This is a genomic window from Flagellimonas amphidinii (assembly GCF_013090115.1).
In the GTDB taxonomy this organism is placed as follows: Bacteria; Bacteroidota; Bacteroidia; order Flavobacteriales; family Flavobacteriaceae; genus Flagellimonas; species Flagellimonas amphidinii.
This window is the reverse complement of sequence record NZ_JABFNN010000031.1, coordinates 193,666-207,786: the sequence shown is the minus strand read 5'-3', so window position 1 is coordinate 207,786 and position 14,121 is coordinate 193,666. Positions and strand designations below refer to the sequence as shown.

The window sequence follows — 14,121 nt, the reverse complement described above, 5'->3', positions numbered from 1 at the left end:
AAACCAATATTATAAATAATGAAATTAATTCGATTTGGATTGATAGGAAACGAAAAACCAGGCGTGCAATTAGAAGATGGCACCCGCATAGATGTTAGTGCCTCTGGTTTGGACTACGATGAATCCTTTTTTGGAGGAAATGGTATGGAGTCTCTTGCAGCCTGGTTGGAAGAAAATGCTAAAAATTGCCCAATCATTGATAAGGACGTAAGATTGGGAGCACCCTTGTGCAGACCCTCAAAAATTGTTTGCGTTGGACTTAATTACGCCAAACATGCTCAAGAAAGTGGTATGGATATTCCCAATGAACCCGTTTTGTTCTTTAAGGCCACTTCTGCAATTGTTGGTTCAAATGACGATGTCATCATTCCAAAAGAAAGTACAAAGACCGACTGGGAAGTGGAATTGGCCTTTGTGATTGGAAAAAAAGCATCCTATGTGGATGAAGCATCTGCAATGGACCATTTGGCAGGTTATGTTTTGCACAACGATTATAGCGAAAGAGAGTTTCAATTGGAACGCGACGGACAATGGGTAAAAGGAAAAAGCTGTGATACTTTTGCTCCTTTAGGTCCATTTATAGCTACCAAGGATGAAATAGCTGACCCACATAATCTGAACCTATGGCTTAAGCTGAATGGAAAGACAATGCAGGACAGCAATACTTCTGATTTTGTCTTCGGTATACCAAAATTGATAAGCTACATTAGTCAATTTATGACCTTGTTGCCAGGAGACATTATTTCCACTGGAACACCTTTTGGGGTTGGATTGGGATTAAAACCAACTCAATACCTAAAACCTGGCGATATTGTAGAATTGGGCATTGACGGATTAGGGAGTTCAAAACAACATGCCAAGGCATTCGAATGATATGACCATTGACAGCCATCAACATTTTTGGAAGTATCATCCACGTAAACACGCATGGATCAATGACTCCATGAAAATCCTTAAAAAGGATTTTATGCCTTCGGATTTAGCTCCTCTGCTCCAAGCCAACCAAATTGATGGCTGTATTGCTGTTCAAGCAGATCAATCCGAGACCGAAACGAACCTTCTTTTAAAATGTGCCCAAAAATATCCTTTCATAAAAGGTGTGGTGGGTTGGTTGGATCTTTGTTCTGCAAACATTGATGAAAAGCTTGAAAAATATTCAAAATATGCTTTATTAAAGGGGTTGAGGCATATTGTACAAGATGAACCGGATGAGTATTTTATGCTTCGTCCAGAATTCCAAAAAGGAATAGCTCTTTTGGAAAAATATGGTCTCACCTATGATATTCTTATTTATCCGAAACACTTGTCATCTGCCTTAGAACTTGTAAAAACCTTCCCGGGCCAACAATTTGTAGTTGATCATATTGCCAAACCAAAAATAGATGGAACAATAGACCCATGTTGGGCACATTACATGGAAAAATTAGGTGAACAAAGCAATGTGTACTGTAAAGTTTCAGGAATGGTAACCGAAACAAGTTGGGGCAACTGGCACAGAAAAGACTTTCCCTCTTACCTTGATGTTGTTTTTGATGCTTTTGGTCCCAACAGAATTATGTATGGTTCAGATTGGCCTGTTTGCTTGTTATCAGCAGAGTACAACGATGTCGTTGATATTGTTCAAAGATATATATCAAAATTCAGTAAAGAGATTTATAACAAAGTGATGGGGCTCAATGCAATTTCTTTCTATCAAATTAAAGCATAACATGAGTAAAATAAACTATCCGCTTTTGTATTTGTTCATCATCATTCAGTTTATGGTGCTGATTTCGTGTAATACAATTGCCCCACCAAAACCTTTGGGCCCAGTACCCACAAAACGTCAATTGGCATGGCAAGACATGCAGTACTATGCCTTCGTACACTTCAACATGAATACATTTACGGATATGGAATGGGGAACAGGTGGTGAATCCCCAGAACTCTTCAACCCTTCACAACTAGATTGTAGACAATGGGCAAGAATTGCCAAAGAAGCTGGTATGAAAGGGATTATTCTAACAGCCAAACACCATGATGGTTTCTGTCTATGGCCAACAAAAACTACAGCACATTCGGTAAAAAATTCGCCATGGAAAAATGGAAAAGGAGATGTAGTCCGAGAACTTAGGGAGGCCTGTGATGCGTATGGATTAAAAATGGGACTTTACCTCTCCCCATGGGATCGTAACAATGCTGAGTATGGTACAGATGCGTATGTGGACTTATACCATGAGCAATTGTTAGAACTGGTCACCAATTATGGGGAACTCTTCGAAGTATGGTTTGATGGGGCCAATGGAGGTTCAGGGTATTACGGTGGTGCCAATGAAACCCGAAAAATTGACAACAAAACCTATTATAAATGGAATGAAATCACCGAAATCATTCGTAAACATCAGCCCAATGCGGTTATTTTTAGTGATTCTGGACCAGATATTCGTTGGGTTGGTAATGAAGAAGGTTGGGCCAATGAAACCAACTGGAGCATTATGCGTCGTGATGAAATGCATCCTGGTTGGCCGCGTTATGTAGAATCTAGATCTGGTCATGAAGATGGAACCCATTGGCTACCGGCAGAGGTAAACACCTCTATTCGACCTGGGTGGTACTATCATCCCGGTGAAGACCATCAAGTAAAATCCTTACCCAGATTAGTTCAGACATATTACGAATCCATAGGTAGGAATGGTACTTTTTTATTGAATATTCCTGTTGATGATAGAGGTCTGGTTCATGAAACCGACAGTCTACAATTGATGGCGCTGAAGCATCAAATTGACAAGGATTTTGCTCTTGAATTGGCTAAAGGCCATGAAACATCAGCAAGTAACATACGTGGAAATAATTCAACCTATAATTCAGAAAAGGCCATTGATAACAATCCAGAGACGTATTGGGCCACTGACGATCAAATTACTGAAGCTTCCATCACAGTAAAGTTTGATCAACCTACATTGATCAATCGTGTTTTGCTACAAGAATATATTCCCTTGGGACAGAGGGTGCAAAAGTTCTCCGTTGTAGCAGAAGTTAATGGTGCATGGAAAACGCTTGATGAACAAACCACAATCGGTTATAAACGCATTTTACAATTTGATGACGTTGAGGCCACTCAAGTACAAGTGAATATTTCAAAAGCAAAAGGAGCTATTACACTTTCAAATTTAGAATTGTACCACGCTCCCAAACTATTGGTAGAACCCAAAATCACAAGAAACCATGAAGGCATGGTGTCCCTCACGGTCCCAGATACCAATGTTGATATGTACTATACGCTGGATGGTACAGTTCCCACTATTGCATCCACAAAGTATCTAGACCCTTTCTTAGTAGATTCTCCAACTACGGTAAAGGCTATTTCTGTTGATGCATTAAACAGACAACAAACGGAAGTCGGCACCACTTATTTTGACATATCATCAAAAGATTGGCAACTTATCAGTGGGCCTGCAAAGACCCTAAAAGATGCTGAAAAGCTGATGGACGGCAATCCTTACACCTATTGGTCAGGTGATAAAGAATACAAAGGGCCACAAGAAATTGTAATAGATTTGGGACAGTCTTATTGGGTCAATGGTTTTACTTATTGGCCTAATCAAGACCGGTATTACTTTGGTTTGATCAAGGAATACTCGTTTTACACAAGCACCGATGGTAAGCAATGGCAATTGGCTAACAAAGGGGAATTCAGCAACATTAAAAACAACCGGATTGAACAAACTATAAATTTCCAACCGCAACGGGCACGATACATCAAATTAAGAGCTGATGAACTTATTGGGGAAGATGTCCGAGCTTCTTTTGCAGAAGTGGGCATTCTAACACACTGAAAATGGATTTACAACTGAAGGATAAAGTTATTCTGGTGACAGGTGGTGACAAGGGCATCGGCTTTGGCATTGCCCAAGTTTTGGCCCAAGAAGGAGCCATACCGGTAATTATTGGCAGAAAAGAACATGATGTGCTTTCCGCTGTTGAAACAATAACAAAAGAGGAAGGGAAGGCATTTTATGCACTTGCAGAATTGACCGACCCTGAACAATGCAAAAAAGCCATTGAACTAACCATAGAAAAATATGGAAAAATAGATGGATTGGTCAATAATGCCGGAGTAAATGACGACGTAGGATTGGAACACGGTAATTATGAAGATTTTAAACGTTCTTTAGAACGCAATATTGGGCATTATTATGTAATGGCCCATTATGCTTTGCCCCATCTCAAATTAAACAAAGGAAGTATTGTTAACATTGGTTCCAAAACATCTGTAACCGGACAAGGTGGTACATCTGGGTATGCTGCGGCCAATGGGGCCAGAAATTCATTAACTCGTGAATGGGCAGTTGAGCTTCTCCCCTATTCCATTCGAGTAAATGCTGTCATCGTTGCGGAATGTTTTACTCCTTTATACAAAAGATGGATCAATACATTTGATAATCCCGAAGAAAAACTCAAGGGAATTACAGACAATATTCCATTGGAAAACAGAATGACTACCGCCGAAGAAATTGCCAACACTGTGGCTTTTTTACTCTCTGAAAGATCAAGTCATACCACAGGTCAACTTATTTTTGTTGATGGGGGTTATACCCATTTAGATCGCTCACTTTAAAATTAACAAATGAACAAACCAAAAATTGTAACCAAAGAAGTTCTCCTGCCCTTTATTTTAATTACATCCCTTTTTGCACTATGGGGATTTGCAAATGCTGTTACCGATCCCATGGTACAGGCCTTCAAAAAAGTATTGGAGCTTTCCAATTCACAAGCTGCCTGGGTGCAAATGGCCTTTTATGGGGGGTATTTTTGCATGGCTCTACCTGCTGCGCTTTTTGTCAGAAAATATTCGTACAAAACGGGAATCTTAATAGGATTGGCCTTGTACGCGGTAGGTGCCTTAATGTTTTATCCTGCTGCCATTACTGAAAAATTCTGGTTCTTTTGTCTAGGATTATACGTGCTTACTTTTGGTCTTGCCTTTCTGGAAACCACGGCAAACCCATACATATTGGCCATGGGAGATCCAAAAACAGCTACGCAGCGATTAAATTTGGCCCAGGTCTTCAACCCAATAGGGTTGTTGTTAGGGTTACTCATTGCCCAACAATTTGTACTCAAAAATTTACAATCTGATGATATCGCAGATTATGCTTCTCTGGATGTGGCGAAAAAAACTTTAATAAAAACATCCGATCTAATGGTCATTAGAGACCCATATGTAATACTGGGATTGGTAATTATAGGGGTTTTCGTTTTAATTCTGGTCAATAAAATGCCACAGACAAAAGGAGATGGTCAGATTCCTTCCTTAAAACAAACCGGTAAGGCACTTTTTCATAAACATAAATATATTTTGGGTGTATTGGCCCAAGTACTTTATGTAGGAGCTCAAATCATGTGTTGGACCTATATTTATCAATATGCTGAAGCTATTCAAATATCAAGTGAAATAGCAGCTAACTATCAATTTATTGCTTTTGTAGTTTTTCTAGTAGGAAGAGCCGTAGGCACCTATATGCTAAGATTTTTAAGTCCTGGGAAATTACTGATGTGGTTTTCCATTCTTGCTGGATTTTGTGCCTTGGGAACCATTTTTATTGAAGGAATTTTGGGCCTTTATTGTTTAGTTGGTGTTTCATTTTTTATGTCCCTAATGTTCCCTACCATTTATGGTATTGCACTCGAAGGGCTTACCGAAGAAGAATCTAAGCTTGGTGCGGCAGGATTGGTCATGGCCATTGTAGGAGGTGCCTTAATGCCCAAGCTTCAGGGCATGATCATTGATCTTGAAGGCAATGGGGTTGCAGACACCCAACTTTTGGGGGTTCCAGAGGTGAACTTTTCATTCTTTTTGCCTTTAATATGCTTCATTTACATTGCTTGGTTTGGATTTAAAACCTACAGGAAATTTGAAACAGAACAGGTATGGGAAATCTAAAAAGATACTGCTTGGCCTTAGATTTGGTTGATGACGCTGAAAGCATTGCAACGTATGAATCCTATCATCAAAATGTATGGCCCGAGATCATACAAAGCATAAAAACATCTGGTATTGAACAGATGGAAATCTATAGAACCGGGAATAGACTGTTTATGATCATGGAAGCGAACGATTCCTTCTCTTTCGACAAAAAACAAAAGGCAGATACACAGAATCCGAAAGTTATGGAATGGGAGGATTTAATGTGGCGATACCAGCAAGCTATCCCTTCTGCAAAGCCGGGACAAAAATGGGTGGTCATGGATAACATTTTCAAGCTGTAAAAAGTATGCGCAACCAAAAACAAATCATATTCAATCCAAAATATCCTTCCATTGAGGATTTAAGGGAAAAAGCACGTAAACGTATTCCAAGATTTGCCTTTGAATATTTGGATGGTGGTTGCAACCAAGAAATCAGTTTAAGAAAAAACACCACTGAAATTAGAGCGGTAGAGTTATTACCGAACTATTTGGATAGTTTCACCAATACCGATATGACCACGGAACTATTCGGTAAAACCTATGACGCTCCTTTTGGCGTGGCCCCTGTTGGTCTTCAAGGATTGATGTGGCCCAATTCGCCAGAAATATTGGCAAAAGCAGCCTTTAAGCACAATCTGCCCTTTATTCTGAGCACCGTTTCTACAGCCAGTATTGAACGAATCAGTGAAGTAACTGAAGGCAATGCATGGTTTCAATTGTATCATCCCTCCGAAGAATCCGTCAGAAATGATTTGATTCAACGTGCGGAAGCTGCTGGTTGTCCTGTATTGGTATTGTTATGCGATACTCCAGTTTTTGGATTTCGTCCTAAAGAGATTAAGAACGGACTTTCCATGCCTCCAAAAATGAGCATGTCCAATATCTTTCAAATATTAGGAAAACCTGGATGGGCAATGGCCACACTCAAACACGGACAACCCAACTTTGAAGTGTTGAAACCTTATATGCCAAAAGGATTGAACCTAAAACAGTTGGGGCAATTTATGGACCAAACTTTCAGCAAGCGGATGGATATGGACAAAATAGCGCCTATTCGTGATTTGTGGAAAGGCAAATTGGTTTTGAAGGGTGTAGCTACAGAGGCGGATACCGAAAAGGCTATATCTCTCGGACTGGATGGAATTATTGTTTCTAACCATGGTGGACGACAATTGGACGCTGGAGAATCTACCATAAGACCTTTGACCAGAATTGCAGCAAAATACGGAGATCAAATCACGGTAATGATGGACAGTGGAATTCGGTCAGGTCCCGATATCGCAAGATGTTTGGCCAGTGGTGCCCGTTTTACTTTTATGGGACGTTCTTTCATGTATGGTACAGCTGCATTGGGTCCAGAAGGCGGCAATCATACTATTTCACTACTCAAAACACAGCTAAAACAGGTGATGGAACAGGTTGGTTGTTCAACAGTTGCAGATTTACCCAACTTTTTGAACAAGTAGCAGTATATAAAAAGGATTATGGTTTGTTAGCGGCAATTAACTTGTCATTTTCCCAGAAACCGCTGGCAACTATTTTACCATCTTTTCCATAAAAAGTTCCTTCTCCAGTTCTCTGGTCGTCTTCCCACAGGCCAACAAACTTTTCACCATTGGACCAATGATAGGTTCCCATACCGTGGCGTTTGTCGTTTAGGTATTCCCCTTCATAATATTGTCCATCATGCCAATAAAAAGTACCCTCGCCATGTCTTAGATTGTTTTGCCACTCGCCTTCATACCGACTTCCTGTACTCAAAATAGCAACGCCATGCCCCTGTGCCTTACCATGCTTTACCTGACCAACATAATGCACTTGACTGCCTTTGCTACTGGTGAAGGTTAGATACTCTCCAAAAGATTTTTGCTTTACCATTCGCTTTAAACGGGACAATTGTACTTTGGTCTTCTCCAAAACAAAGTTCAAGGAATCCAACTGTTTGAGTTCATTTGCGGTCACAACAGGCCCAATTTGAGTACTGTCAATCTCTTGCAATTCTACATTCTGGGAAGCATCCAAGGTAGGCTGTTTTCCCAAATCAGTCATTTTTTTGGCCAAGGCAATACGTAACTCAATCAATGCATTGCTATCTTCTCCTAACTGTTGACTTTGTTCGTTGTAGGCCAACATAGCTTCTCCATAGTTACCATCTACCAAAAGTGAGTCAATACCTATCAATTGTTCTTGAAGGGTCATTTGTTTAGAAAGTTCTATACGTTCCACTTTTTCTTGTTGGAGGTACTCTTTCAAATTATTGTTCTTGACCAACAAATTAGCAATAGTACCCATTGCCAATACCAACAAAAAAGAAAGTAGATAAATGGTACTTCTAGTTCCCATGATGACTGTTCTAGGTTTACAGATAGATGTACGTATTAATCATCAAAATGGATTGCGGGAAGCTTATTTTTAACTTTTCTAATATCTGGGGAGAAGTAAACATGGAATCGCATGGTCCAATTCTGTTTGAAATTTCCTGGGTTTTCAAGTGTCTGCCCTTGGGCATACATCAAACCTGCAGCAACAGTTAAACGAGGGGTCAAAATATACCCTACTGTGCTGGTCAATCGAAGATCTTCCATTACACTACCCACTACAGCTTTTCCACTTTGCATGATCAATTCCGCCTCCGGCGAAACATAAAGTGTATTTGGCTCCAGTTTATGATTATTCAAAGGTACCTTGGCCCGAAACATATAACGCCATCGATTTCTAAAGATGTAATCGCTGTTTTCTTCAAAACCTTGGGTCCAACGATGTTCTATTCGTATTCGATGATAGATCATAGCACTGTACAGCGGCTGGGCAAATTGATACTGGTGCCAAATCCGCCATTCGGGCACTACTTTTCTATCTGTGGAAGATTCATCGGTATTGAAGTTAATCCGTACCACCCCTCCAAGACTGAAATTTACTTTTTTGGAATAAATATATCCGATAGCATGTCGGTTATAGATTTGCCCTATTTGCCCAATAAAGGGTGTATCTTCAGTTTCTTCAAACCTAAAATGAGTCTGGGCATCCCAAAATAATCGCTTGGATATTCTGATATTACCATAGGTATTGAACCATATTTTGGTCTTGGGGTCCTTGAATTTTGATTCCGTAGGCAACACTTCCTGAGCTTCTATGCTGGGTACCACAAAAAGAAAAAGTAAAACCGGTATGTACCTATACGTTTTGAAACCTGATTTCATGAGACACCTAGTGGTTTTCTGAAGATTTCAGGTTGAACAATTGCAAAACCACCTGAGGGTCTTGCTCTTTTCTTAGTTTCCGTTCGAGTTTTGAAGTGTTCTCATCCCGCATCTCCAGCATACGTTCATATGAGCCATTTAAAAGTTCCTGTAAATCGCCTGCATTCTCGCAACTTAAGTCTGATTCTACTTGACTCAACACATGAGGAACCAATACATTTTTGTAGGCCATTGTGATGCGTTTTTTCACTTCTTCACTCATTATCGTTGCCATAAAAGGGTTCCAGACGTCATCCTTATACTTCTCTGCCAAGGTTTTCCGTTGTTCTGGCAACATTGATACGGTATTGGCAAGTCCGTCCAATTGTTCAAGGCATTGCAATACCTGCTGACCAAAATCGATTTTGGATTTAGTATCCTTTATTGATGCATATGCTTCCAATTGAGCATCTGTCAATTCCTGTATGCGCTGTAATGCTGCTTTTTCTGCTCTGGGCAGTCCCTGTTTTACCGAGTCAATCACTTGACCAATGTGATTTGTATGTGCAATCATCTGTTCTTCCAGAGCAATCAATTCTTGCTGCTTACTTTCTTTCAATAATTTTTCCTCTAGCTTTCTTGCTATACTTTCCAAGCTTGAAGTTGCATATTCGCTCAACTGTTGAAGCTTTTCAATATTATTTCCAGAAAAGTCAACTTTGTTGGCACCAGATTCCTCAAAGGCACGCGTTCTATTTTCTATAACCACAGAGATGGTTTTAGAGGGAATTCCCTCCGGGAAAATATTCCTGAACAATGTTTCTTCAGAAATAAATTCCAAAATACCTTGGTTTTGATAATCCACTGTTTTTCCAATAGGATGTAAAAAATCTTGAGAAATCTTGGATACAAGGGCATATAAAAATTGAGCCTCCTCATCTGAACGTCTAAGGATATTCAACTGCGTATTTTCTAGAAGTGATTGACTTGTTTTGATTGCCACTTCGTACTGGGCAGCAATGGACTGTAATTGCTTCTTTTGAACAGAATCTAAGGGAAAGTGGGCTACCCTTACTTTGAACCCTGGCATGAATTCTGAATTACCCAAGTGAGATAGAATCGTGTCCAATTCTTTATAATAACCCAAATTTTGAGTGAGCAATTGGCCTATGCCCCTATTGAATATAGCCGTAGTGTCAGTTACTTGTTGATTTATTCGAAGCAATTGGATATACCTTTCCTCCAAATCAATTGTTTTTACCAGACCTGAACTAGGAGCATAATCTATGCTGATGACATCATCTGCCAAATGGATTTCTATTTTTTGAAGAAATCCATCATTGAAGTACCAACTTTCCAATTCACTGGAAGATTCATCAGAGTAGAGTGTCCAAACATCATGGGCGAGTCCACTCCTGAGAAATCTTCCCACCAAGCTATTGTGCTCATTTTCTATGCGAAAGCTTTTCTGGGGAACCCCTTTTTCAAATTCCAGCATACTGGAAAACAAAGTGCTACTTACTTCTGAATTTTCTATCTTCTTAACAACATAGGTCCAAATACCATTGGGTTTGCCCTTAGCAATATTTCCCATAGCTTCATGTTGGGTACCACTTACTTTTACCCTATATTGATATCCAACTACTTCTGTTTCGCTCTCGGACTGAAACTCTCCAAATTGAAACTTCCAATTGCCCTCTGGGTATCCATTTTCAAAACGGCCTGCAAAAGAGAAAAAATCATCGGAATTGGAAAGCAAGGCGTTCAAATTTGAACGTTGCATAGCAAAAGCGCCTTCAAGAATAGTATCAGTATCCTTTATGATATAGGTGTACTCAGCCTGACCTTCAAATCTTCCTAATTTGAGCGGACCAGAAAAATTCTGTTCCTCTTGGGAATGTACCAATGGCCCAATTATAAAGAGAAGAACCGTAAATAACTTGATAAAAGAATTGATATGCCCCATTTAAAAACATTATGTATACGTATTTGTTCAAGAGATGGATGTTGAGCATTAAAAAAGTTATACACTTCATCCCAAAATAGTCAATATACACAAGTGAAATTTTAAACAAATTGGAAGAAATATGTATTCTAATATTTGAGTAAATAAAGAATAGCATTAATTTCAACAGCTTAATTATGTTGAAAATGGCCTACGCTCCAGAAGATGGTTTTCCCTACTATTATAATCTTGTAAAAGATAAAGATTGTTCATCGCTCTTTAATTCGTTATCAACTTTTACATTCTTGGATGCTATTGATGAAGAAAAAGCGTCCTTCCGTTATGCAGCTGATAAATGGAGCATTAAGCAAATAGTTAGGTCATATTACAGACCATGAAAGGATTAAAATATACCGTGCTTTTCTTTTGAGTAGAAATGAGGCAGTAGAGCTTTGGGGCTATGACCAAAATTCTTTGGTTGCAAACAGTAGATTTGATGAAATGACTTTCCATCAATTGAAAACAGATTTAAAAAATGTAAGGCAAGCCAGTAAAAGTTTTGTGGACGGGTTATCAAAAACCCAACTGCGAATTAAGGGGAAAACCTACCAGCACGAAATAACCTTGGAAGACTTCTTAAAATCCATTATTGGACATGAAGCGCATCACATTGGAATTATCAAAGAGCGTTATTTTTAAATCTAGAAGTTTCAATTCATCCATTTAAGAAATAACAAACCCCAGCATTGCTGGGGTTTGTTATTTCTTGTGATCGCGGAAGGATTCGAACCTTCGACCGTCTGCTTAGAAGTCATAAATCCGTAACAAAACATAAACATCCAAAAACAAACAAATCAATTCAAACCCCCTGTTATCAATAGACTTATGTTAATAACTACTTTGTACTCGTATCGTTTTACTTTGTGATGCTGTGTTACATTTGTGTTACAAACGTGTAACAAGGTGAAAAAAATCGATGCATACGCAGATATTTATTTAGATCCCCGAAAAAAGGCTGACGGTAAATGCTCTGTCAAAATCAAAGTTACCCACAAACGTAACCGCAAATACTTCTCTACCGGAATAGATTTGCTTCCAGAGGAGTTTGATAAGATAATGTATGCCCAAAGGCGGACAAGGGAAGAAAAGGACGTGCTAAAAAGTCTTAATTATCAAAAGACCAAAGCAACATCAATAATCGAAAACTTAAATGTTTTCACCTTTGCCAAGTTCAAAGAAGGTTACTTTGAAAGCAGGGACATTCACCAGGATGTTTCTTATGCATTTGATGAACGGATAAAGGAGCTTAGGGAAAATGGGAAAATCGGCACGGCTGTAACCTATGAATGTGCGCAAAGAAGTTTATCCGATTTCAGTCCTAAATTGACCTTTGCCGAAATAACACCTACATGGCTGCGAAAATATGAAAAGCACATGCTCGACAATGATCGCAGCATTACCACCATCAGCATTTATCTAAGGGCTTTAAGGGCCATATTCAACAATCAGAACATTGATAAAGCCAATTATCCTTTTGGTAAGGGGAATGGTAAATATACCATTACAACAGGGCGGAATGTAAAGAAAGCTTTAACCTTAGAAGAAGTAGCCAAAATCTACAACTACGTACCTGAAAATGATGCCCAGGCCAGGGCTAGGGATTACTGGATGTTTCTATACCTATGCAACGGAATGAACGTAAAGGATTTGTGTTTGCTGAAATGGGAGGATTTAAAGGGCGATATACTGACTTATGAACGTTCTAAGACCTCATCTACCAAAAAAGACAAAAAGGCTATCAGAGTAGCCCTAAAACCTGAAAGCAAAGAGGTTATTCGTAAGTGGGGCCAGCCCTCATTAAATCAAAAGGATTTCATCTTCCCGCACTTGGATAAAACCATGTCCCCAGACCGGCAAAGAAAGGTTTATCAGCAACTAACCAAGATTATCAACAAATACATTCAAATCATTGCCAAGAAACTTGAAATACCGCAACATGTTACTACGTATAGCGCACGTCACAGCTTTGCAACCGTTTTAAAGCGTTCTGGGGCCAATGTCTCAATGATAAGTGATTTACTAGGGCATTCTAACATTAGTGTCACTCAAAGCTACTTAGACAGCTTTGAAGACGATCAGATAAAAGAGCAGACCAATGTTCTTACCACAGGATTTAAAGCCGTTTCCAATGAGTAAGATTGACAAGAAACGGGAATATGATAAATTCCTTCAGGAAAGAATGGCGGTATTACCAGATGAAAACTCTAGGGAGAGGGAAATACATCAAAATCAAATTGGGCAGAAAAACGATCAAAAAAGTGCGTTTGAACATTTTCAAGATATTGGTTTTGAACATTTTGGTAGAAGTGTTTTCAAAAAGGTATGGGGTAAATCGGATTGGGCAGAGTTTGAATCATACTACCAAAATCTGGAAAGGGCTTATCATGAAATCTCAAATCAATTGGAGAATCAAGAAAAAGAGAACTTTCAATTCGACTTTTTTGATAGGCTTCGGGAGCAGCACGGTTACCAAGACCGAACCAAGTACAAAGTTTACTTGGATAGACTAATTCAGAAGTTAAAGGCGGGGTCTAATGCGATTGTTGGAGAAGACAGGAAGGAAGAAAAAACCTCTACTTCGGAACCGGGACTTACAACTAAAGAATATCTCTGTAAGCAAGAAAACAAGCTCATCCCAAAGGTCAGTATTGCCGATGTTTTCAATCACTTTGAAATATTGACCAAAGAGACTAACAAAAAAGGATTTCATTATTTAACCGAAAAACAGCTATCGATATTCATCGAAAGTACCTTTATAAAAAAAGAACCCGTAAAACAACACTTTAATGGTACACCTAACCACAAAAAGGATGTCAGAAGCGTTTTTTTTAGGTTTTACGAAAACTGTGCTCCAAAGGAGTATAATAAAACGCATTTGAAGCCGAAGTATTTTGACATTTTAGACAAATCCTTCTATGGATTTAACCAAACAGATTACAATGATTTTCATAAGATAAATGAAAATATAAAGGCCTAAAACAAACCTGC

General features: G+C 39.1%; 14 protein-coding genes. 11 read left to right on the top strand and 3 right to left on the bottom strand.

Annotated features, from left to right (window positions below; genetic code table 11):
* Positions 1 to 18: 18 nt before the first annotated feature.
* Genes HJC33_RS09410 through HJC33_RS09380 form a run of 7 tightly spaced genes read left to right on the top strand, consistent with a single transcriptional unit; the run spans position 19 to position 7,415 of the window.
* Complete coding sequence (locus HJC33_RS09410; protein WP_171658565.1) at positions 19 to 873, top strand: fumarylacetoacetate hydrolase family protein; 855 nt, start codon at positions 19 to 21, stop codon at positions 871 to 873.
* Entirely contained in the window at positions 854 to 1,708 is an 855-nt protein-coding gene (locus HJC33_RS09405) for an amidohydrolase family protein (RefSeq protein WP_246245518.1), read from the top strand. Before HJC33_RS09410 ends, HJC33_RS09405 begins: the two co-directional genes overlap by 20 nt.
* 1 nt (position 1,709) lies before the next feature.
* The gene (locus HJC33_RS09400; protein WP_171658564.1) at positions 1,710 to 3,815 is read left to right on the top strand and encodes an alpha-L-fucosidase; all 2,106 of its coding nucleotides are present in this window, start codon (positions 1,710 to 1,712) and stop codon (positions 3,813 to 3,815) included.
* 2 nt (positions 3,816 to 3,817) lie between these two features.
* Positions 3,818 to 4,597 (top strand): L-fucose dehydrogenase, encoded by a 780-nt coding sequence (locus HJC33_RS09395; RefSeq protein ID WP_171658563.1) that lies wholly within the window; start codon positions 3,818 to 3,820, stop codon positions 4,595 to 4,597.
* 9 nt (positions 4,598 to 4,606) lie between these two features.
* On the top strand, positions 4,607 to 5,923 hold the full coding sequence (fucP, locus tag HJC33_RS09390) for an L-fucose:H+ symporter permease (RefSeq protein WP_171658562.1): 1,317 nt from the start codon (positions 4,607 to 4,609) through the stop codon (positions 5,921 to 5,923).
* Complete coding sequence (locus HJC33_RS09385; protein WP_171658561.1) at positions 5,911 to 6,249, top strand: L-rhamnose mutarotase; 339 nt, start codon at positions 5,911 to 5,913, stop codon at positions 6,247 to 6,249. The genes fucP and HJC33_RS09385 overlap by 13 nt, the downstream gene beginning before the upstream one ends.
* 5 nt (positions 6,250 to 6,254) lie before the next feature.
* Positions 6,255 to 7,415, top strand: coding sequence for an alpha-hydroxy acid oxidase (locus tag HJC33_RS09380; RefSeq protein WP_171658560.1), 1,161 nt, complete (start codon positions 6,255 to 6,257; stop codon positions 7,413 to 7,415).
* 16 nt (positions 7,416 to 7,431) lie between these two features.
* Here HJC33_RS09380 and HJC33_RS09375 read toward each other — a convergent pair whose 3' ends face one another.
* The 3 genes from HJC33_RS09375 to HJC33_RS09365 are packed head-to-tail and all read right to left on the bottom strand — an operon-like array spanning position 7,432 to position 11,094.
* Positions 7,432 to 8,292, bottom strand: coding sequence for an MORN repeat-containing protein (locus tag HJC33_RS09375; protein ID WP_171658559.1), 861 nt, complete (start codon positions 8,290 to 8,292; stop codon positions 7,432 to 7,434).
* A gap of 35 nt (positions 8,293 to 8,327) precedes the next feature.
* Positions 8,328 to 9,149 (bottom strand): DUF2490 domain-containing protein, encoded by an 822-nt coding sequence (locus tag HJC33_RS09370; RefSeq protein ID WP_171658558.1) that lies wholly within the window; start codon positions 9,147 to 9,149, stop codon positions 8,328 to 8,330.
* A gap of 7 nt (positions 9,150 to 9,156) precedes the next feature.
* Positions 9,157 to 11,094 (bottom strand): hypothetical protein, encoded by a 1,938-nt coding sequence (locus HJC33_RS09365; RefSeq protein ID WP_171658557.1) that lies wholly within the window; start codon positions 11,092 to 11,094, stop codon positions 9,157 to 9,159.
* A 176-nt stretch (positions 11,095 to 11,270) separates the two neighbouring features.
* On the opposite strand from HJC33_RS09365, the gene HJC33_RS09360 reads away from it, so the two are divergent.
* From HJC33_RS09360 to HJC33_RS09345, 4 genes are all read left to right on the top strand, one after another.
* Entirely contained in the window at positions 11,271 to 11,471 is a 201-nt protein-coding gene (locus HJC33_RS09360; protein WP_171658556.1) for a hypothetical protein, read from the top strand.
* 28 nt (positions 11,472 to 11,499) lie between these two features.
* Positions 11,500 to 11,772, top strand: coding sequence for a hypothetical protein (locus tag HJC33_RS09355; protein ID WP_171658555.1), 273 nt, complete (start codon positions 11,500 to 11,502; stop codon positions 11,770 to 11,772).
* A gap of 264 nt (positions 11,773 to 12,036) precedes the next feature.
* Complete coding sequence (locus tag HJC33_RS17445) at positions 12,037 to 13,269, top strand: site-specific integrase (RefSeq protein WP_171658554.1); 1,233 nt, start codon at positions 12,037 to 12,039, stop codon at positions 13,267 to 13,269.
* Positions 13,262 to 14,110, top strand: coding sequence for a hypothetical protein (locus HJC33_RS09345; protein WP_171658553.1), 849 nt, complete (start codon positions 13,262 to 13,264; stop codon positions 14,108 to 14,110). The genes HJC33_RS17445 and HJC33_RS09345 overlap by 8 nt, the downstream gene beginning before the upstream one ends.
* Positions 14,111 to 14,121: the final 11 nt, after the last annotated feature.

What these genes read in the sequence shown, in the direction of transcription:
- HJC33_RS09400 (WP_171658564.1), top strand. Translation starts at nt 1,710, where the DNA reads ATGAGTAAAATAAACTATCCGCTTTTGTATTTGTTCATCATCATTCAG.
- HJC33_RS09410 (WP_171658565.1), top strand. Translation starts at nt 19, where the DNA reads ATGAAATTAATTCGATTTGGATTGATAGGAAACGAAAAACCAGGCGTG.
- HJC33_RS09365 (WP_171658557.1), bottom strand. Translation starts at nt 11,094, where the DNA reads ATGGGGCATATCAATTCTTTTATCAAGTTATTTACGGTTCTTCTCTTT.
- HJC33_RS09360 (WP_171658556.1), top strand. Translation starts at nt 11,271, where the DNA reads ATGTTGAAAATGGCCTACGCTCCAGAAGATGGTTTTCCCTACTATTAT.
- HJC33_RS09395 (WP_171658563.1), top strand. Translation starts at nt 3,818, where the DNA reads ATGGATTTACAACTGAAGGATAAAGTTATTCTGGTGACAGGTGGTGAC.
- HJC33_RS09405 (WP_246245518.1), top strand. Translation starts at nt 854, where the DNA reads ATGCCAAGGCATTCGAATGATATGACCATTGACAGCCATCAACATTTT.
- HJC33_RS09375 (WP_171658559.1), bottom strand. Translation starts at nt 8,292, where the DNA reads ATGGGAACTAGAAGTACCATTTATCTACTTTCTTTTTTGTTGGTATTG.
- HJC33_RS09380 (WP_171658560.1), top strand. Translation starts at nt 6,255, where the DNA reads ATGCGCAACCAAAAACAAATCATATTCAATCCAAAATATCCTTCCATT.
- HJC33_RS09345 (WP_171658553.1), top strand. Translation starts at nt 13,262, where the DNA reads ATGAGTAAGATTGACAAGAAACGGGAATATGATAAATTCCTTCAGGAA.
- HJC33_RS09370 (WP_171658558.1), bottom strand. Translation starts at nt 9,149, where the DNA reads ATGAAATCAGGTTTCAAAACGTATAGGTACATACCGGTTTTACTTTTT.
- fucP (WP_171658562.1), top strand. Translation starts at nt 4,607, where the DNA reads ATGAACAAACCAAAAATTGTAACCAAAGAAGTTCTCCTGCCCTTTATT.
- HJC33_RS09385 (WP_171658561.1), top strand. Translation starts at nt 5,911, where the DNA reads ATGGGAAATCTAAAAAGATACTGCTTGGCCTTAGATTTGGTTGATGAC.